This window comes from Pseudomonas sp. FBCC-B1667 (assembly GCF_059133255.1).
The window spans coordinates 510,768-530,510 of record NZ_CP101437.1 but is presented as its reverse complement, the minus strand read 5'-3'; the positions used below and the strand labels follow the sequence as shown (position 1 = coordinate 530,510).

The following is a 19,743-nucleotide window of genomic DNA, read 5'->3' as shown; positions in this document are numbered from 1 at the left end:
ATTAAATCAGATCTTACTTCGATCGCCGCAGAAGCAGATAAGTGTGCAATAAAGTTGGAGTATTTTCAACAGAGAGAGCACATATTAAATTTATCAGAATGATATTTATGAAGCTCGTTCGATTCGGTGGTTTTCATCTATAAAGGCGGCCGCAAAAACTAGGTGCAACACCTGACCGTTCCGGGACGGTGCTGTGCCTGTGCCTGCGCCTGTGCCTGTGCCTGTGCCTGTGCCTGTGCCTGGGCTATCCGGTGATGGCGGCGACTTTACAAATTCAGACATTTAATCGATTTCGTACAACTCCATAAATAATGGTCTGAATTCAGACTTTCGATCAGACAAGTCATTCGCTCAGGATATTCTGTCTGTGCTCATTAAATATTAGCTGCAAGCTAGCTATATTTTTTAGGTAAACAAGTAATTCTAAATCAGGAAATAAATCATGAGCAATAACGAAGGCTATTTTTCTCAAATTAAAGGAGACGCTGAAACTAATGCTGCCCCTATGCAGGATGACGTAAAGCATGCCATGACTAGTGTAAGTGATATCTACACTCAAGCTTCTGGCGGTAATTTTGATTTTGACTTCAATGCCAGAACTGGTCGAATTGAGTCAAATGTTATCCTCGGTACGGTTAGCAGTGGGTTTTCGGCTCCCGTTACTTTTAACTATACAATGTCCTTGGGTATTTCCCAGTATTACGGTACTGTTGATCCAGCAGACCAAAGCGTAAAGTGTCAGTTCGGTTTAAACTTGCCCATGATGTCCCCAAACGGGGCTGGGCGCATACACTTTGCTAGTGGATTGGTTGACAATCTGATGGGGGTTAGTAGCCGAACTATCAGCGACAACTCAGCGTCATTGGAGGCTCATCGAGAACAGGATGTAAAGATTGAATCTGTTTTTACTTCAGATGTCGAGCACCAAGGATTCCAAGTAAGCCACATCAACGGCATTGTGGAATACTACGACTCTCAAGGCCGTATTAAAGAAATGCGCTCGGAATCCGGTCATGGACTTAAGTTTACCGTCGCGCGCGACCCTTGGTTAAATACAGACATCATTACCCGAATTGAAGACGATGAGAGTATTAATTGGGTTACCGCCTCAGTTTACAAAGACCCAACCAGTGATGATTCCGAACGGTTTATGGACATCCAACAACAAATTGACGGGGTGACCATCACCACCCGGGTTGTTTTAGGTGCTACCAGCGTGGGGAGCGGCACAAATAACAATATCTACATTAAGCGAATCAGCTTGCCGAATGACATGAGTCGGTGGGTTACCCTTTCGTACGATCCTGACGATGCTGACTGTCCTGCTGGCGCTATTATCAAAAAAGTCGCCCTGCCAACAGGGCAATTTATCCGTGTGTCACTGGAGGAGGATCTGAACTTCTCAGATACGCAGACTTTCTCTGTTGGCACTCAAGTGCAGACAGGCTCTCTGGCAGGTGGCGTAGAGAGGGTATCCAGCACCGTAAACTATAGTTACGGCGGCCCCAACAACTTCACAGGCTATCAGGCCGGCCGCGCTATGATTGCCATGGCGGACAATTGTGCATCACTGGCAGAGGATTACACTTATACCGTAACGGCCGCACATGCCAAGTCTCGAGTCATTACTACCTACAATCGATTTCATTTGCCCGTTTCTACCACTACAGAAGAAGTCGGATCTGGTAGGGAGACTATTCAGCGTGTTGTGACGCAATACAGCTATCCTATCGTTAACGGGGGCATTTCTGCACAGGTTGCTAACTTTGCTCGCTGGACTGTGATGACCGTTGATCATGAGGAAGTCATTGTCTCAACTGGCCAAATCACGTCTCGTCGCAATCAAGCTAGTCGCACTTTTGATGAATACGGTAACTTGCTCACTCAAAGCCTCCCATCCGGAATAATTGAGGAGTACACATACTACCCAAAAAATTCAACTGAGATTGCAGGCTGCCCGCCTAGTCCTGACTTCGTTAGGTTTCTACACACTAAAACGATTCGCCCTAAACCGGGGTTGCAAGTACCAACTGGTGGAAATCAAACCGAGAATTATACTTACAGCACAGTGGTAGGCATGCCCTACACGAATCCTCTCGATAACGGAAATACCGTAACAACTTCGATGACCTTTAAAAAGGCCGACATAATTAACGACGTTACAATAGCCAATTATCGCTATACCACTGATATATCAACCCCTCTACTGTTAGGCACCCTTCTCGAGACATCGTCCTCCTCCAATGGAGTGGAAAATAAAACTTCTATTTCATGGGCAGTTAGTAATTATCAGGGCATGCGGATTGTAGAGTCTACGTCATATATTTGGGCAACTGGACAGGCGCAGCCTACGTTTGCAGGCCACGCTAAATTTAGCCCTCTGTCAGGGTTGGTGTACGAAGAGGAAGACTCTGCGGGCTCTAATACCTTGTATGTATATAATGAGACGCGTCGTTTGACGCAGATCAAGAAGCACTCCAACACCCAGCATGAAGAAATCACAAGCTACGATTTTCGTTATTGGAGCAAGGCATTCAGAGACGCCCCATCCACTCCTTCTGAATACCAAAACTTTTACACCAATCGAGTCAAGATTACCTCCAGCACGGGGAAAATCACTTGCTGGCATTATGATCATGAGGGCGATCCGGTTATTATTAGTCATGCAGACAGTGATGATTTTAGTCAAGTGGCGACTATTACTGTATATGATAGAAGCAATGGCTCGGCGGAAGTAATTCAACATGAGGCCATTGATTATGTGAGTACCTCGCCTACCAACTCAACCTCTAAACAGGTGAAGGCCATCAGCACTTATGAGCACCGGCTGTTTGGTACTACTCGGGCGGTCAACCCTGATGGCACGGCGTTAAATTTTGAAGTTGATAAAGCGGCCACACCTTTTACATTAACCTCGTACGCCGATGCCTCCCCAGACGTTAAGAACATCCAAAAATTTAACGACTTCGGTGATATTTACGAAACTCAATTGACTTACCCAGAGGGTGCTATTACCAAGACCGTAATCACTAGTTCAAAAATTTACGACGGCTACGGAAGGGTGCTCACGGCCACAGAAAATGGCACTGCCACTACCTTCTCGTATGACCAACTAAATCGCATGACAACGCAAACTTGCGGTGAAGAGACGACAGCCTTTACATATGGCGACCGATTGACCACCCTCAGCGAGTTGAGCCGCATTCAAGCTAGTTACAGTCGCAATGGAGGCGCTGCTGTAACCATAATGGACGCCTCCCGCGAATTCGACAATTTCGGGCGTATCGTTACGCAGCGAGATCCTAACTATGACGCTTCAGGGATGCGTAAAGTTGTTAAGCGCATCAGCTACCGTTCCCCCACAGAGCAGACACCTTATTTTGTGGAGACTGATCGGGGTAGTACTTGGTTCGAACACAATAGTATTACCGGCCAGCTTACTTACTTTGATGTCACAGGCGACGCCAAGGATAAAACCCTAGAGCACACCGCTGCGTATGATCCTGTTTCTAAGTTTATTTCCAATGTCAGCACTCGAGAGATCGATCCAAATTCAGGGCTTGTTCGAGATACAGTTTCGCATAATTATGGATACGATTCTTTTGGTGCGGCTACAAGTATCAGTACTATGTTTGGAGTACATGCCATAGGCGCGACTACAAGAAATAGTTTTTCTAGATTTTCCACCATACTGGAAAGCATGGAGTTACTTGACCATAGGAATGTCTTGATCTGCAAGGAGAGCAGTCTGTATGACTCCATTGGTAGACTGACCAGAAAAGAGTTCATTACCGGGTCAGGCCTTAATTTTTTTGCGACGGTTACCTATTCTACTGTGGCGAGAGGAAACTCAAGCTCCGGCAAACCAACGGAAATCCACATAACAGACTCCAACACACTCCAGGACATACTGCGTATTTATTTTAGCTACGACAAATTCGGAAACGAAAGTGATCGTCGTACTCGTGTGATGGTGGATGGCGCTGAGCATGAGGCTCTAACTTTTAATCAAGTTACCATGGATGATGGAAATGCTAAAAGTCGAACCATTGCATATCAACCTCCATTTAGTCCGCGCAGTAGCGTAACCACCAACTACGAATACACGCCTAGCAAAAAGTATTTGCTGCGGTCTACAACGAATGAAGGCTGGAGGACTTACAGCACATTATATGAGGACACTGTGTTTTCTGCCGCTAGCGGTATATTTACTGAAATGCCAAGCGCGGCACTAACAGTTGACTTCTTACGGCGCGGTGATCAGCTCGGCAGCATGGACAGTAACGCTGATACCCATGAAGTACGTGATTTTACTTATGACGATAACGGCAATGTAGCCTCTATAACGATAAGCGATGTCGACACAAAGCAAAATACATATAAAGTAATGACGTATAATGCGATGAACCAACTCCTTAAAGTCTCTAAGAACGGTTCGGATATCGCAGGATACAGCTATGATTTTTTTGGCAAATTGGTAAAAATCAGCGACATCGCCAAAAACAGAACTCGTTGCTTATTGTACGGTGCGGATGGTCTGATTGGAGAGATCGGCGGCATTGGTGACGAGATTGCGCGAACTGTCTACATTAACGTGGGTGGCATTAGTATTGGACGTTATGTGTACAAATCAACCAACCAATCTCCTGTACTTGAGCTATTCGCAACTACTCCTGACGGGACAGTCCATGCTGTTTACAATTATGTAGACGGTCGGGTAATTCGTAACAATGCGGTTAATTTCTCCTATTCCGACGAGGGAATACGTAAACACGACGTAAGTGGCGACCAACTTGACTATCCTATTGGCTTTAAAGGGTATTTTATTGACTCAGCTACCGGTTGTTACATCCTCGGTGACGGGTTCCGCGTTTATGATCCCATCATGCGTCAATTCTGGTCTGCTGATAGCATTTCCCCTTTTGGAGGGGCTGGTCCTAATCGGTATCACTACTGCGACATGGATCCGATCAATCGTTCTGACCACTCTGGCAATGATTGGGGTTGGGAGCAGCGTCTAAACCGCCCCTGGTGGAAACGCTGGGGATGGGTTATCGCAGAAGCCCTTATCGGTGCGGCTGTCGGAGCCGTGACAGGGTTCCTTGTTGGCGGACCAGCGGGGGCTATCGCCGGGGCCATTGCTGGCGGTGTAGCGGCTGGCTTAGGTGCGAGTTTGAAAGCTGCGGCAGAGGAGGTAATTCTTGCTGACTCAGCCTCCAGAACTGATCCGACTAGAGGGGATTATTACATCCCTCCAGCGGCCACGCACTTGGATAACTTTGGATATGGTGTTGATCTAGCATCTATGTTTGGTGGCAGTTTGGCAGGTTCTGCTGCAGCCAAGCCTTCTCTAGCAAGTAAGGTTGGTCAGGGCTCTGCGTCATCTGCGATCTCTGCAGGCTCCAGAGCGGGGTCTATGGGGTCTAAGGCGAGTGGCTTGTCTTCTGCCGCCTCCGGCGGAAAGCATGCTGTGTCAGGGCCGTCCCGTTCATTTCCAGGGATACTTGCCAAAGGCAGTAACATACGGTCAAGTCTGCAAAAAAACGCGGCGACAGGAGGCTTTAAAGCCTACCCAGTTACGTTTAACGGTCAGCCACACACTATTCACTTAAGCAAAGTTCGGACCAACAATCTGCGAGTACGCCGCCAAATGATGTCGTCGTATACTAATGGGCCTAACAAAACCATGCATACACTCAGTGGCGCGCACGGTGACTTGAAAGGTCACGTTTCGGCAGCAGACGCTCGCTTCTTACTTGAGGATATTGATTCCGCGCGGATTATGCGGAGGCTTGCTGCAAGGAATGGAGCGCCTGCCCCTCAAATCACCCACACGGACATTGGGCAGGGTCCTTGGCAGACGAATAAGATATGGGCACAAGCGCAGCTTGAGCAGGCGCCAGGAAAGGCGGACGAGGTAATTTACGCGTTCTGCCACAGTGGTCTTAACAATGAGCTAAGGGCGCAACTCGGTCTCAAGAGAGTATGGGCACCATGGCGTTGGTGGGGAGCCACTTGATAGCCACTGCTATATCGTAGTAACAGGCCGCGCCCCGAAAGGGTGCGGCCTTTTTGTGGTATCCGCTCCATGAACCCCACCTATTAAAAAAAGGCGGTGCGCTTATTCTGCGAGGCACCAAAAAACTCGAGGGGTGGGTGGGCAGAGACGTTCGAAGCAGCGTTACTTTGTTTTTTGTGGCCTGATATCCACCACATTTCCCACCTGTACGTCTTTGATCGGTGAGAGCAAGTGCGGCGAGATGTTGGGGTTCGGGGAGCAATGGACCCAAAAACCAACGTAAGCCCTGGTTAAAGTTCGATTTACTCATCAAAAACTGTAGATTTGCAGACTTTGATTAGCGAAACGAGTTTATAACACCTGTTTTCGAGTGTTCACGGCCATCCCAGGACATCTCTGAAACGGTTTCATAAAACGGTGGTTTTATCGAACTACCCAGACAGCACAAGGGATTGCGGGCAGGCATTGGGCTTAAGTGCACTTTCTGTTCCATTGCGCCTCAAACCCCGCTCTCAGCATTTATCCGCTTCCTGCACTCTCAGCGCTTGGCTGGGGGCAATTACCGAATATGTTCAAGCACCTAGGGGTCGCCTCAGAAAAGGGATTTCAAAGTACGCTAAGCCATTTGCAGTCGTCGTAACGGTCTGAATTTTCCCGCGCCGACCTTGGCCTTGCGGCGCCACAGGTAATCACCGGTCAGGTTGATGTGCTCCCAGCCCAGCGGCGACAGGTACTGCAATAGCGATTCATCTACAGCGCGACCATGTCCGCACAATGCATTGGCGGACCGCTCGAGGTAAACGGTGTTCCACAGCACTATTGCAGCCGTCACCAAATTGAGGCCGCTGGCCCGGTAACGTTGCTGTTCGAAACTGCGGTCACGGATTTCGCCCAGGCGATTGAAGAACACAGCCCTGGCCAGCGCATTTCGCGCTTCGCCCTTGTTCAGTCCGGCATTCACGCGGCGGCGCAGCTCAACGCTTTGCAACCAGTCTAAAATAAACAATGTTCGCTCGATGCGGCCCAACTCGCGCAGGGCGACGGCTAAGCCGTTTTGGCGCGGATAGCTGCCGAGTTTTCTCAGCATCAGCGATGCTGTCACGGTACCTTGCTTGATCGAGGTGGCCAGCCGCAGGATTTCATCCCAGTGGGTACGAATGGCCTTGATATCCAGCTTGTCTTTGCTAATCATCGACTTAAGCCCGCCATAAGCGATATCCCCCTTGGGGATGAATAGCTTGGTATCGCCCAGGTCGCGGATACGCGGTGCGAAGCGAAAGCCCAACAGGTGCATCAAACCGAAGACGTGATCGGTGAAGCCTGCTGTGTCGGTGTAATGTTCCTCAATGCGTAGGTCGGTTTCGTGATACAGCAGGCCGTCTAGCACATAGGTTGAGTCGCGCAGTCCCACGTTGACTACCTTGATATGAAATGGCGCGTATTGATCAGAAATATGTGTGTAAAACGTTCGCCCTGGACTGCTGCCATATTTCGGGTTGATGTGACCGGTGCTCTCGGCTTTGCTTCCCGTCTTGAAATTCTGACCGTCTGACGATGACGTGGTGCCATCGCCCCAATGCGCGGCAAAGGGATGCCGTAACTGCGCGTTCACCAGCTCGGCCAGCGCTGTCGAATAGGTTTCGTCACGGATATGCCAGGCTTGCAGCCAGGACAGTTTGGCGTAGGTCGTGCCAGGGCAAGACTCGGCCATCTTGGTCAGACCCAGATTGATCGCATCGGCCAAGAGGGTGGACAGCAGCAGGTATTTGTCTTTGGCTGCGTCGCCCGATTTCAGGTGCGCGAAGTGTCGGGTGAACCCCGTCCACTCGTCCACCTCCAACAACAATTCGGTGATTTTGATGTGCGGCAGCGCCATCGCGGTTTGGTCGATCAGCGCCTGCGCGGTCTCTGGCACTGCCGCATCCAGCGGCGTGATCTTCAAGCCGGACTCGGTGATGATGGCATCCGGCAGATCGTTGCCCAGCGCCATGCGGTTGACAATGGCAAGCTGCGCTTCCAGCAGAGTCAGACGATCATGCAGGTACTTGTCGCAGTCGGTGGTCACGGCCAGAGGTAATTCACTGGCCTGCTTGAGACGGGTGAATTTTTCGGATGGTACCAGGTAGTCCTCAAAATCCTTGAACTGACGTGATCCCTGCACCCAGATGTCGCCGGAACGTAGCGCGTTCTTCAGTTCCGACAGCGCGCACAGCTCATAATAGCATCGGTCAATACCGACGTCAGTTATCACCAGTTTTTTCCAGCGTTTCTTGATGAAGCTGGTTGGGGCATCGATGGGGACCTTGCGGGCGTTGTTGATGTTCATTGCGCGCAACACCTCAATACCATCGAACACGTCCTTGGCCGCAGGCGCAGCCCGCAGCTTGAGTACGTCGAGGAGTTGCGGCGCGTAGCGGCGCAGCGTGTTGTAGCTATCACCAATGTGATGCAGGAAATCGAAGTCTTCGGGCTGCGCGAGCTTTTGCGCTTCGGTGACGCTCTTGGCAAAAGCATCCCAGGACATGACGGCTTCGATGGCAGCAAACGGATCGCCGCCGTTTTGCTTGGCATCCAGTAGGACTTGGCCGATACGTCCATACAGGCGCACCTTGGCGTTAATCGCTTTACCGGATGACTGGAACTGTTTCTGGTGTTTATTCTTGGCTGCGTTAAACAGCTTGCCCACGATACGATCGTGCAGGTCGATGATTTCGTCGGTGACGGTGGCCATACCCTCAATGACCAGCGCCACAAGGGTGGCGTAGCGTCGCTGCGGCTCGAACTTGGCCAAGTCAGCAGGAGTCATCTGGCCACCTTCACGGGCGATCTTGAGCAAGCGGTTTTGGTGAACCAGCCGCTCTATGCCTGCGGGCAGATCAAGGGCCTGCCATGCTTTGAGGCGCTCGATATGTTCAAGCATGTGCAGCGAGTTTGGCTTGACCGGCGACTGCCGCAGCCAGGCCAACCAGGTGGTCTGACCTTTATCTCGGCGCTTGAGCAGGCCGTCGAGGCAACCGAGGTGTGTATTGGAAAGAGGCTCGGACAAGGTTTCGTAAATACGCCGATTGGCACGGGTGATTGCCTCAGCACAAATGCGTTCGATGACGCTTAGTGATGGAAGCAGTATGTTCTTTTGTCGTAACCCTTCGACCAATTCCGTCGCTAACACGAAACCTTTATCGGACTGCCATGCCAATGCATCCAAGCTATAGACACAGGGACGATAGTGCCGTGTTGTGAATGGCTGAAACTCAAAAAGCGCTTGTAATTCCAATAGGTGCTCGCGACGCGTCTCGGCGCGTTGCCCATAGTCCGCCCATGCTTCAGGTGGCACCTTCAACTGCGTGGCCACCAGGCGCAGCAATGGCGCGAAGGGTTCTTCATCCACCGCAAGTGTTACACCGGGATAGCGCATGTAACAGAGTTGTACAGCGAAGCCCAGCCGATTCGCAGACCCGCGCCGTTGACCTATGAGGGTCAGATCGGCGTCGCTGAAAGAGTAGTGACGAATCAGGTCATCTTTGGAGTCTGGCAACGCCAGTAAGCTTTCCCGTTCAGCGACGGAAAGAATCGAACGACGTGGCATACAGTCTCCTTTCTCATAAGTTTGTGGACACGGTAAAGTGATCGTCCCCAGACGTCTATAAATTCGTTTATCGCTACTTCATAGACGGAAGATCTAGAAATCGACTTATGAGACATTTCCCATGCGACTTTTTGGTTATGCCCGCGTCTCCACCAGCCAACAGTCCCTTGATGTACAGATAAGGGCGCTCAAAGCAGAAAATGTCAGGGCAACCCGGATTTTTACCGACAAGGTATCGGGCAGTCATGTGAATCGCGAAGGTCTAAAGATGCTTAGGCTCAAGGTCGAAGAAGGCGATGTGATCTTAGTAAAAAAACTTGACCGGCTCGGTCGTGATACTGCGGACATGATCCAGCTCATTAAAGAGTTCGACGACATGGGCGTGGCCATCCGTTTTTTGGATGACGGCATCAGCACAGAGGGAACCATGGGCAAAATGGTGGTGACCATCCTGTCAGCCGTGGCTCAGGCCGAGCGCCTGCGAATACTGGAACGTACCAACGAAGGCCGTTTGGAAGCAAAGGCCAAGGGCGTCAAGTTTGGCCGTAAGCCTACGGTGGACAAGGTTAAAGTTCTCGCACTGCGTGATCAGGGGATCGGTGCCATGGAGATTGCCAGGCAGCTGAAGATTGGCCGCTCAACAGTCTACAAAGCGCTGGCATCGTGAATTGATGACCGGCTTCATGCTTAACGTACTTTAAATTCCGTTTTCTGAGGCGGCCCCTTCATAGACATTCTTGGGTTTCAGCGACCTACCGGCAATAAACCGTCCACAGCTGATCAACCCGTGTCGTGAAACTTTGACTCATCATCTCCGAGCGCATGCCCCAATCGGGATCGGTCGGGACACAGTCCAAGCGCATCGTCCCCCTGCCCCACCGGCCATCGATAGCATCCAAAACACCCATGACTTTCTCAGTGGCAACCGGCTGCGAGAACCAAGGCTTCGTTGAAATATCGCAGGACGAAGAACCTGAGAGCGGTCCAACTCCTGCTTGGTCATACGAAGCTTGAAAGCACTGTCAGATACCTGGGAATCGAGGTCGGTGATGCCTTGGAAATGGCCGAGCAGACGGAAGTCTGACCATTCACTGCGACGGTCGATGCTAGGCTCTGTACGAAAAGTAATGCCGTAAACACCGCATGGCACAAGCCAGTGAGACCATCGCCGCATAACTTTTCGCAAGCTTGTCAAAGCGCGTAACGATGCGGCGACTCTCCTTCAGCCAGCCAAACATACGCTCGATGATGTTGCGCTGCCGATACTTGGGGCGGTCAAACAGTCTCGGTAAACCCGGCTTGGGTTTGCGCTTCATGCTGCGCAGTGGGATTACCGGTTGCATCCGGAAGCGGTCGCAGTAACGACGCAGGGCTTCGGCGTCATAGCCCTTGTCGGCCAACAACCAACGGCAGCGTTTGCGGGGACGACCGTGCAAGCTTTGGATGTAAGCGCCATCCAGCAACGGTTGGGCATAGGCGATGTCGCTGGCTTGCCCGCCCGACAGTAGAAAACTCAGCGGTACTCCATTGGCGTCGCACAGCATGTGGATCTTCGTCGTCAGACCGCCCCGGCTACGTCCGAGCGCATGATCTTGCGGTTCTTCAGGCCCCTTTTTTCCCTGCACCAGAAGAGGCCCGGGTTACGCGTACCGCTGTGGAGTCAATCATCCAGGTATCCAGATCGATTAACCCCTGCTCGTTCAACCTGGTGTGAAGCCGCTTGAGCATCAGGTTGAATGCCCCGCGATTACGCCAATCTCGAAACCGCTGATAGACCGTGGACCATGGGCCAAAGTACTCGGGCATATCGCGCCAGGCGGCTCCCAAGCAGAGCACCCAGAGTATGCCGTTTAGCATCAGGCGATCATCTGCGCGAGGCCGGCCGTTTCGACGACTTTCCATAAAGAGATCAGCGACCAAATCCCAGGCCGCATCGGAGAGTTCATACCGCTTTGCCATCCATGGACTCCTTTCCTTCGATGACTGCGAACTCTACCGAATCTCAGCTCCCAAGAGCCCTCTGTGAGATTTCAAGAGATTTCGTACAGAACCTAATCCACACCACCTGACGGGAAAAGCGAACTCTAACCATGCCTTACGTTGGTTTTCGGTTCCGTTGCTCCCCGAACCCCGGGTCAAACATCGCGACTTTGATATCCAGTTCGACCAGCGCAGCCAGGCCGTCGATGGACTTTCGAAAGTCCACCGGTTTGGGTAGAGGTACACTTTTTCAACACTGGCATTGGGGCGCATCATCGTGATGGGCTCCTGATGGAAATCGAGAGCACAGCATCCGTTGTCAGCTATTCGCTTGGAATGTGGGGTTCGTGGAGCGGATACGTTCAGTACTCATCGCTACGTCGATTGATATACAACCCGAAGAGCTAAAACAACATATTTCCAATTTTTGATATCCCGTGATCGAGAGAGTCCAACAGGATATTTTCAGATTTTTTAACTACGACACTCGACCCCGCACCAAAAAACTCAGGTGCAATGATCAATTCATCATGCAGCTTTAATTCGAGTGCCGAGAACTCATCAATTAGCAGATTTGCAATATCAACCCCCACAAGCAAACTGTCTATTGATTCATCATGGAGCCCAGCAGATAACGCTTCAAGATCCAAAAACTCATAAACCTTGAGCGTATTAAGCTCTGACTGCGCATATGCACAATGATTTGAACCAGCTAAAACACCAATTGAACGAACTCTACTAAAGCCATTTAATCGCCTCTTATAAACAATTGCTTCTGGCGAATTAAAATATGGTGTCGTGAAATTGTACATCATCGATCTTTCAGTCGTTTTAGAAATACTGGAAAATATCGCATGCACTTTTCCAGCGTCTAATGACTGAAAAAGCTCACTCCACTTCATCGGGATAAATTGGCAATCCAGTTCGGCGACCCTACACACCGCATGTAAATAGTCTAACTCAAACCCACAGCCCACTCCATTGCGAACGAAGGTGAGCGGGATATTCTCCGAGTCATAACCTATAAGATATTTAGCACCCCGCGTCATACATCGCACCCTCTAACGATTTAAATTTATCATAATCGCATTCAAGTTTTTCAGCGCTCTCACTGGCAAAATAAACAATGCCGGGGCAGGTTTCCATACTGATAGTCTTGACCAACTCAGACCCTTTTCTTGGCAAATGAAGTTCATCGACATAGGTCGGCAATGCCCGTACGGCATTCAAGTAACTATCATCCTGCACTTGAAGATCACGAGGACATCTCATCAATACTGCAAGACATTTTAGTTTGTTGCCGAAAAAGCTTCGCATTTGGTTTTTAAATTTCTGAGGGCTGATATAAGCCAACGCAGTTAAAGTAACATGACTATGGCCTACCGACTTCAATACCGCACTATGGCAAATAGAACCCTGCATCCGCGCGCCCAATTCAATCAGCACCGGGGCGTTTCTTCTCAAACACCACATAACCTCAACATGAGAGGGCCCATGAACAACTCCCAATGCATCAAGGCACTGCCTAGCATAACTTACTAATAGTTCACCTTCCGCACACACCACGTTAAAATCAAGAAGGTACTCCTTATCGCCAAGGTAGCCATGAAGCTGATCTTCAACACGACATTCCTTCCAGACATCCGAGACAAAATGCTCACCTTCACAACTGACCATATTTACGATGTACTGAACACCAATCAACTTCTCCTGAACGATTAGAGTTGTGTTCAATGAGCCCATCGAGTTCACTTTATTCAACAAACACCGAAACGCCGACGAAATCTCGGATGCAGTATTACAAAAGAAGACCCCATCTGAGCCTGCGCTATCTAATGGCTTTACAACAACCACCGAAAAACCACTAGCTTCGAACCAACTTATTGCAGCACCGGGGGTGTCTGTTTGAAAGCTTTCTATATGCTCAACACCCGCGCACTTCAAAGCGGACTGCATAAGATACTTGTTTCTGCGACACTCAGACTTTTCAATAACATTACCCTGCAAGCCAAGTATATCTATCAGCGTATCCGCCAGCAGCACCCCTGATTCACAACCTGCCACGATAAACTCAACGCCCAGTCGCTCCAATTCCAACGCAGTCTGCTCTACACTTTCCGAAATTATGTTCGCAATAAAATTTTCGGGCCTGAAACTTCCGCGATCAAACTCCAGAATAGGATCCATTGACTGAACATGGACTATCTTATATCCATATTCTTCAAATTCCGCCGATAGCAAACTGCCTGTAGAATAAGCATCAACTATCGCAGCTAATTTTCGCATAACCGACAGCCCTCACATTCCTGATGATCTGAATGACAGAAATCATGACTATTGAAAAGCAACAAAAAACCGTTATTAACGATGGTGGATGGGGATGTTGTAGCCATTGAAATAAAAGTACGAACAGTGGCGTACTCGACAACAAAATCTCTAAAAGCACCGGCTCCAGATATCTAATACCCTCCTGGAGTAAATACACTGCGGGTATTATCCCGAGCCCGGAGATTATCAACGCCACTTCAAAAATTTCAATATTTAGGGCAAACGTACCCTTGACCAACGAGCAAGCAAATGCAATTGCAATAAGCAGGTAAAACCTAGAAGAAAGGATAGTTAGTGTATTCGCACCTTTATCGTACATCGACTTATTGGTAACGGTAAGCGCAGCATCCGAAAATGCTGCAAACACCGAAATGCAAAGCCCTAGAGCCATAACGAAAGGCGCTATCCCTGAACCCACACGAAAGCCATCGTAGAATAATAGAAGCATTATCAATAGCGAAAGCAGACAGACCAGCATGTCGCCGCGATCACTTTTTGAGTCAGGCCGATATATTTTGTTAATACAGAAAGTTAATGTCGGAGCCAATGAAGTTGCCACACCTATCACCATTGCTGGAGGCAGCAGTGAAATAGCCAGAAAAATCCCTCCCCAACTACCAGCAGTCCAGATATTTAGATACAGCAAATGGCGGATCTCCAGCCTTGCCTTTGATATTTTGAAACGCGCGACCATCATAAAAAACGTTGCTGTCAGCAACATCGATAGTGATGTCATCAGAAACACATCATGATTCATGAACGTAGATGAACGATAGACATCCTGCCATCCAGCAAGAATATTGTGACTCAGAATCAGCAAGCACCCATAGATCAACCCATTCCCCATAAAAACCCTTCGTCCTTAATAAAATGGTGTAATTTCCATATAGAGAATGCAATCAAATAAAAGCCGCTCAGACAATTTAATATTCGAAAACTCACTCTACCCGACAACATTTTACCGACAACATCACCGCCTAATGCATATACCATTTGACAGGCGAAACTACCAATAAAAAAGCCTGAAATAAAGGCAGGCATATTGACCGCCGCCCCACCCGAATGATTGGCAAAAACGTAAGACGTAATCGCAACAAAGGTCAGTGGGTTAGTCATCGTCAAAGCGAAGACAGAAATAAACCCAGCCTTCTGCGAAACTGATATATCAGGATCTGCATACCCGAACATCTTAACACCCAAATAGAACAGATAAACTACAGACGCAACGATCAAAAAATGCCGGTATTCATACACAAGTACATTGACAAATGCAGCGCCGATTAATGCAATTGCAGCATATAGAACATCAGCAACAGTAGCGCCCAACGCACTAGGCAATGCACCCATTCGGCCATACAAAATTGATTGCCTCAAAATAATTAAGGCAATCGGCCCGAATGAAATCGACAGCACCATCGAAAACAGCAGGGACTGCTGAAAATCATGCACTTACTTTCCGACTTCCTTGAATATTTTTTTCTTCGCACGACAATGGGGACATCTAAAGTCCTCAGTCACGTCTTCCCATTTAGTTCCTGCTTCAATGTTCTCCAATGGCTCACCGTCACTTTCAGAATAGGTGTAATGACAGAGTTGGCACTCATACTCGTTTGACATAACTAATCCCTGTTAAGAAAGCGGGCCGCAGGCCCGCTTAAAACTCACTGAATGGATGCACTCAAGCGCTTGTTCAATGCGGCAAACATTTGCTCAAATCCATCCATGAAAGCCATCGCCCCTCGTAAAGCTTGCGGACCGATGTTTTCATTTTTCTCCAGATAGGAAACAAGTATGTCCCGTCCGGTTGCCACGTGCATGGGCTCCACATCGCAATGAATTGCAAAAAAGGCCAGTACCGGATCGTCCTGATCCTTCAGACCATATTCACTGGAGTACTTCTGGAAACCCTCAAGAAAGTACTGAAACTCCCTGGATGAGGTCATTTCTGACGCAAGATGAAAACCTAAAGCTTCTCCAAGGAACTCCGAACGGTACATTCGGTGAGTGTTATTACCCATCGCGACGCCTTCCGGCAAAATGTGTTTCGGATCAAAAAGATCAGCGTCAGAAAGGTCTAAATGGGACGTAAGCTCTTTGAACATTTGATGATGGGTTGGCAGCATGTGTTTGCTGTGTTGATGCAACCCGTATTCATCTACTGAAGCGTAGAGAATATGTGCTGCTTTGGCTGTACCGTTCCAGGTATCTTCTTTGATCCACTCATCAGTGACCCTGGCGGCCAACGCAATAATACCCGCGGGTACGTCTTTGAAGAATGCCCACACAGTTCCGAAGAATATCGCTAATCCTTCATGATCTAGGGGTTTAGCCGCCAGAATCTGGCCAAATCGATCAAGTTCCTTAATTGCCTTATGTCGAACGATGGATGAGGCAATATTATTGTAAGTGGCATCGTGTTTGGTATCGCGTAACGCTTGCTCATTTGCCCTTACATTAAACGCTTCCTGAATGCTCATCAGACTCTCCGTTTATCCTTAATTTTGTTTTTTATCGATCCTTGTTGCGCTATCCTGCGCCGGAGAGATATTCAATCCACCAAAAAAAATGTCAACATTATTTTCTACAAACACGTAATGCCTTGGATGCCCGAGTTGCACACCTTCGTCTGAAGCGATTGAGCTAGAGCCTCCCACTCATGAACAAAGCTGAATCCGATAATCAAAAATTTCTGGTAACTAATCGTTACGGATTGCGCGCAAAACATATCCGCTCCACGAACCCCACATTCCAAGCGAATAGCTGACAACGGATGCTGTGCTCTCGATTTCCATCAGGAGCCCATCACGATGATGCGCCCCAATGCCAGTGTTGAAAAAGTGTACCTCTACCCAAACCGGTGGACTTTCGAAAGTCCATCGACGGCCTGGCTGCGCTGGTCGAACTGGATATCAAAGTCGCGATGTTTGACCCGGGGTTCGGGGAGCAACGGAACCGAAAACCAACGTAAGGCATGGTTAGAGTTCGCTTTTCCCGTCAGGTGGTGTGGATTAGGTTCTGTACGAAATCTCTTGAAATCTCACAGAGGGCTCTTGGGAGCTGAGATTCGGTAGAGTTCGCAGTCATCGAAGGAAAGGAGTCCATGGATGGCAAAGCGGTATGAACTCTCCGATGCGGCCTGGGATTTGGTCGCTGATCTCTTTATGGAAAGTCGTCGAAACGGCCGGCCTCGCGCAGATGATCGCCTGATGCTAAACGGCATACTCTGGGTGCTCTGCTTGGGAGCCGCCTGGCGCGATATGCCCGAGTACTTTGGCCCATGGTCCACGGTCTATCAGCGGTTTCGAGATTGGCGTAATCGCGGGGCATTCAACCTGATGCTCAAGCGGCTTCACACCAGGTTGAACGAGCAGGGGTTAATCGATCTGGATACCTGGATGATTGACTCCACAGCGGTACGCGTAACCCGGGCCTCTTCTGGTGCAGGGAAAAAAGGGGCCTGAAGAACCGCAAGATCATGCGCTCGGACGTAGCCGGGGCGGTCTGACGACGAAGATCCACATGCTGTGCGACGCCAATGGAGTACCGCTGAGTTTTCTACTGTCGGGCGGGCAAGCCAGCGACATCGCCTATGCCCAACCGTTGCTGGATGGCGCTTACATCCAAAGCTTGCACGGTCGTCCCCGCAAACGCTGCCGTTGGTTGTTGGCCGACAAGGGCTATGACGCCGAAGCCCTGCGTCGTTACTGCGACCGCTACCGGATGCAACCGGTAATCCCACTGCGCAGCATGAAGCACAAACCCAAGCCGGGTTTACCGAGACTGTTTGACCGCCCCAAGTATCGGCAGCGCAACATCATCGAGCGTATGTTTGGCTGGCTGAAGGAGAGTCGCCGCATCGTTACGCGCTTTGACAAGCTTGCGAAAAGTTATGCGGCGATGGTCTCACTGGCTTGTGCCATGCGGTGTTTACGACATGTCTTGATCGAGGTCAAAAACCCTCAATTCGATCATGTCGAAAAGGCAAAATTAATCCGGACTGTGATTGTGGTGTTTACTGACAGATTCAACAACATGATGATGGGTTCAATGCTTAAAACGCAGGCCTATTCATGAGCCCGCCTTTTCTCGAAAAGCCTCTCTCGCTGCTGTAGATAAGCCAGTTTCACTGCGCACTCGTCGGCGTCCGCGGCAAGGGCGGCAAGATCTGCTGCAACCGCTGGATGAAGTTCGGTGGTGTAGGTTGCATCGCCCAGGGCGCGACTGCTGGAGGCGGGCTGCATTCCACCGTCACATACCGGACCGGCGATGCGGACTGACAACCGCTGGCGAGCAGCAGAGAGCTCAAGAGTGAGGCGCTGAGCGGTGTCTTGAACATGCTGAATCTCCTGATAGCGTTGCTGCTCCAGCTGGGTGATTGCCTGGGTCAATTGTCTATTACGATGCTGCTCCAGGATGATGGCTTCGTTGGCTGCTCTGGCGCGTTGCGCTTCATCGGTGGCGGCTCGCGCCCTGATGTGGGAAATTTCAGCCGCATAGCGAATGGCTTGCCATTCCCATGCGCCGCACGCTCCAAGACTGACGAGTGCCGCCATGCCGACCATCCGCCAACCCAGCGTCATCACTTCAGTACCTGCATTGCCACACGATACAAAGCCAATCGATCGGCCTGCCCATTGAGCCCGCCATTGATACGGCGAGTGATGGATTCAAAAGCCTGATCGTCCGCCAAACCATTCAGCCCGTTGCTGTGCCAGAACCAGGCTGCGCTAAGGCAGGCGTGTTCAGGTTGCTCAAGCCACTCTGGATGATTGATCAGATCGAGCTCCAGGGCATAGCCACACCGCTGATAGTTGCTGCGTCCCGTAATTTGAATAAGCCCACGGCCACGGTATTTTTGCCCGTCACCGTCAGCGTGCGGAGTATTGCCAAGGCGTGCCGCCAATGGTCCCGTGTCGTATTTACTCAAGTAAGCCTCATTGCCTAACTCGCGCAGGTAACGCAATTGTCCTGATTCATGCCCCACTTGAGCGATGAATGCAGCGATCCTGCTTTTCGTAGTGATCTGATAACGACCCATCGCGACATCGAGCAATGGAGCAAAGACACCTGCTCGAGCCCCGGAGGCCGGCAGAATTTGCAGCAGTTGTTTCTCGAAAACCAGCATATTCCAACCTTTCGAAAATATTATAAATTACAGTTCCCCCCAGGCAGAGGGTGCCAGGCATATATGTTGAAGGAAAAAATGTTGCGCAGTAAAAACTGAGCGCTGCCAATAGAGTTTATATTGCAAAAATAACGAATAACTCAATTACAAAATGGATAGGTCAAAACAGCTTGAACCCTGCTACCAATCAGCATTCTGCGCTCATAAACATTCAAAAAAGCGTCATCAAGGAAGCCTTGCAGCTCTGCAACAATAGGCGCATATTCAAAGTACCATTCAGCGTCACTTTTTATTGAATTTATCTTTAGCAGCAAAGCCTGAGCATCGTTCAATACGGATTCATCGCGCTCGACTTTCAACTGCGCCTCTCTTAAAACACTGAGATATTCACACTTCGCTTCCACCTCTTTAAAATAGAATGCACAGCCAAAACTTACCCCAACGATAGCCAACGCAACCAATCCATAACCCAGAAACTGTCGAGCCCTATCACTGCTCATCGACATCGCAACCTCCTGAAATTCCGATAGCAAACAACCGAAGAACGGCCACTCCATAAACCCAAGCATTTATAAAACACCTGAGACACAGAGCACAGTAAGCGTCTGAAATCAGACAATTTAGTCAGCACACAGCGTGAAGCGGTGACAGCGTAAGGCTGCCACCGCATGAACAACTTCTATTTTACAAACTGCCCAGTTGTGT

The 19,743-nt window shown here is 49.6% G+C and carries 13 protein-coding genes and 2 pseudogenes; 3 read left to right on the top strand and 12 right to left on the bottom strand.

Annotation, left to right across the window (positions count from 1 at the left end; genetic code table 11):
- The first annotated feature begins 442 nt into the window (after window positions 1-442).
- A complete protein-coding gene (locus NL116_RS02215) occupies window positions 443-6,019 on the top strand; it encodes an RHS repeat-associated core domain-containing protein (RefSeq protein WP_494375839.1) in 5,577 nt (1,858 codons plus the stop codon).
- Between the two features lie 616 nt (window positions 6,020-6,635).
- Here NL116_RS02215 and NL116_RS02210 read toward each other — a convergent pair.
- Entirely contained in the window at window positions 6,636-9,605 is a 2,970-nt protein-coding gene (locus tag NL116_RS02210; protein ID WP_494375838.1) for a Tn3 family transposase, read from the bottom strand.
- Window positions 9,606-9,726: 121 nt separating this feature from the next.
- On the opposite strand from NL116_RS02210, the gene NL116_RS02205 reads away from it, so the two are divergent.
- Window positions 9,727-10,272, top strand: a complete 546-nt coding sequence (locus tag NL116_RS02205) for a recombinase family protein (RefSeq protein ID WP_494375837.1) — start codon at window positions 9,727-9,729, stop codon at window positions 10,270-10,272.
- Window positions 10,273-10,357: 85 nt separating this feature from the next.
- On the opposite strand, the pseudogene NL116_RS02200 reads toward NL116_RS02205, so the two are convergent.
- The 8 genes and pseudogenes from NL116_RS02200 to NL116_RS02165 all read right to left on the bottom strand — a co-directional run.
- Window positions 10,358-10,540: pseudogene (locus NL116_RS02200) on the bottom strand (DUF4113 domain-containing protein); the annotation flags it as partial.
- Window positions 10,541-10,711: 171 nt separating this feature from the next.
- Window positions 10,712-11,564, bottom strand: a protein-coding gene (locus tag NL116_RS02195) for an IS5 family transposase (protein ID WP_494375836.1) whose coding sequence is annotated in 2 segments (ribosomal slippage) — window positions 10,712-11,209 and window positions 11,211-11,564 — 852 coding nt in all. Because the reading frame shifts where the segments join, the coding sequence is not laid out codon by codon here.
- A gap of 425 nt (window positions 11,565-11,989) precedes the next feature.
- Window positions 11,990-12,634 (bottom strand): substrate-binding periplasmic protein, encoded by a 645-nt coding sequence (locus tag NL116_RS02190; protein ID WP_494375835.1) that lies wholly within the window; start codon window positions 12,632-12,634, stop codon window positions 11,990-11,992.
- Entirely contained in the window at window positions 12,618-13,871 is a 1,254-nt protein-coding gene (locus tag NL116_RS02185; RefSeq protein WP_494375834.1) for an ATP-grasp domain-containing protein, read from the bottom strand. The genes NL116_RS02190 and NL116_RS02185 overlap by 17 nt, the downstream gene beginning before the upstream one ends.
- The gene (locus tag NL116_RS02180; RefSeq protein WP_494375833.1) at window positions 13,846-14,733 is read right to left on the bottom strand and encodes a hypothetical protein; all 888 of its coding nucleotides are present in this window, start codon (window positions 14,731-14,733) and stop codon (window positions 13,846-13,848) included. Before NL116_RS02180 ends, NL116_RS02185 begins: the two co-directional genes overlap by 26 nt.
- An 11-nt stretch (window positions 14,734-14,744) precedes the next feature.
- Window positions 14,745-15,362: a LysE family translocator gene (locus tag NL116_RS02175; protein ID WP_494375832.1), complete on the bottom strand. Its 618-nt coding sequence runs from the start codon at window positions 15,360-15,362 to the stop codon at window positions 14,745-14,747.
- A complete protein-coding gene (locus NL116_RS02170) occupies window positions 15,363-15,530 on the bottom strand; it encodes a rubredoxin (RefSeq protein ID WP_494375831.1) in 168 nt (55 codons plus the stop codon).
- 44 nt (window positions 15,531-15,574) lie between these two features.
- Window positions 15,575-16,390: an iron-containing redox enzyme family protein gene (locus tag NL116_RS02165; protein ID WP_494375830.1), complete on the bottom strand. Its 816-nt coding sequence runs from the start codon at window positions 16,388-16,390 to the stop codon at window positions 15,575-15,577.
- A 627-nt stretch (window positions 16,391-17,017) separates the two neighbouring features.
- On the opposite strand from NL116_RS02165, the pseudogene NL116_RS02160 reads away from it, so the two are divergent.
- Window positions 17,018-17,846, top strand: a pseudogene (locus tag NL116_RS02160) (IS5 family transposase); the annotation flags it as partial.
- Window positions 17,847-17,977: 131 nt separating this feature from the next.
- Here the strand turns inward: NL116_RS02160 and NL116_RS02155 are convergent.
- From NL116_RS02155 to NL116_RS02145, 3 genes are all read right to left on the bottom strand, one after another.
- Window positions 17,978-18,493, bottom strand: coding sequence for a hypothetical protein (locus tag NL116_RS02155; RefSeq protein ID WP_494375829.1), 516 nt, complete (start codon window positions 18,491-18,493; stop codon window positions 17,978-17,980).
- A complete protein-coding gene (locus NL116_RS02150) occupies window positions 18,493-19,038 on the bottom strand; it encodes a glycoside hydrolase family 19 protein (protein WP_494375828.1) in 546 nt (181 codons plus the stop codon). Before NL116_RS02150 ends, NL116_RS02155 begins: the two co-directional genes overlap by 1 nt.
- Window positions 19,039-19,178: 140 nt before the next feature.
- The gene (locus NL116_RS02145; protein ID WP_494375827.1) at window positions 19,179-19,607 is read right to left on the bottom strand and encodes a hypothetical protein; all 429 of its coding nucleotides are present in this window, start codon (window positions 19,605-19,607) and stop codon (window positions 19,179-19,181) included.
- Window positions 19,608-19,743: the final 136 nt, after the last annotated feature.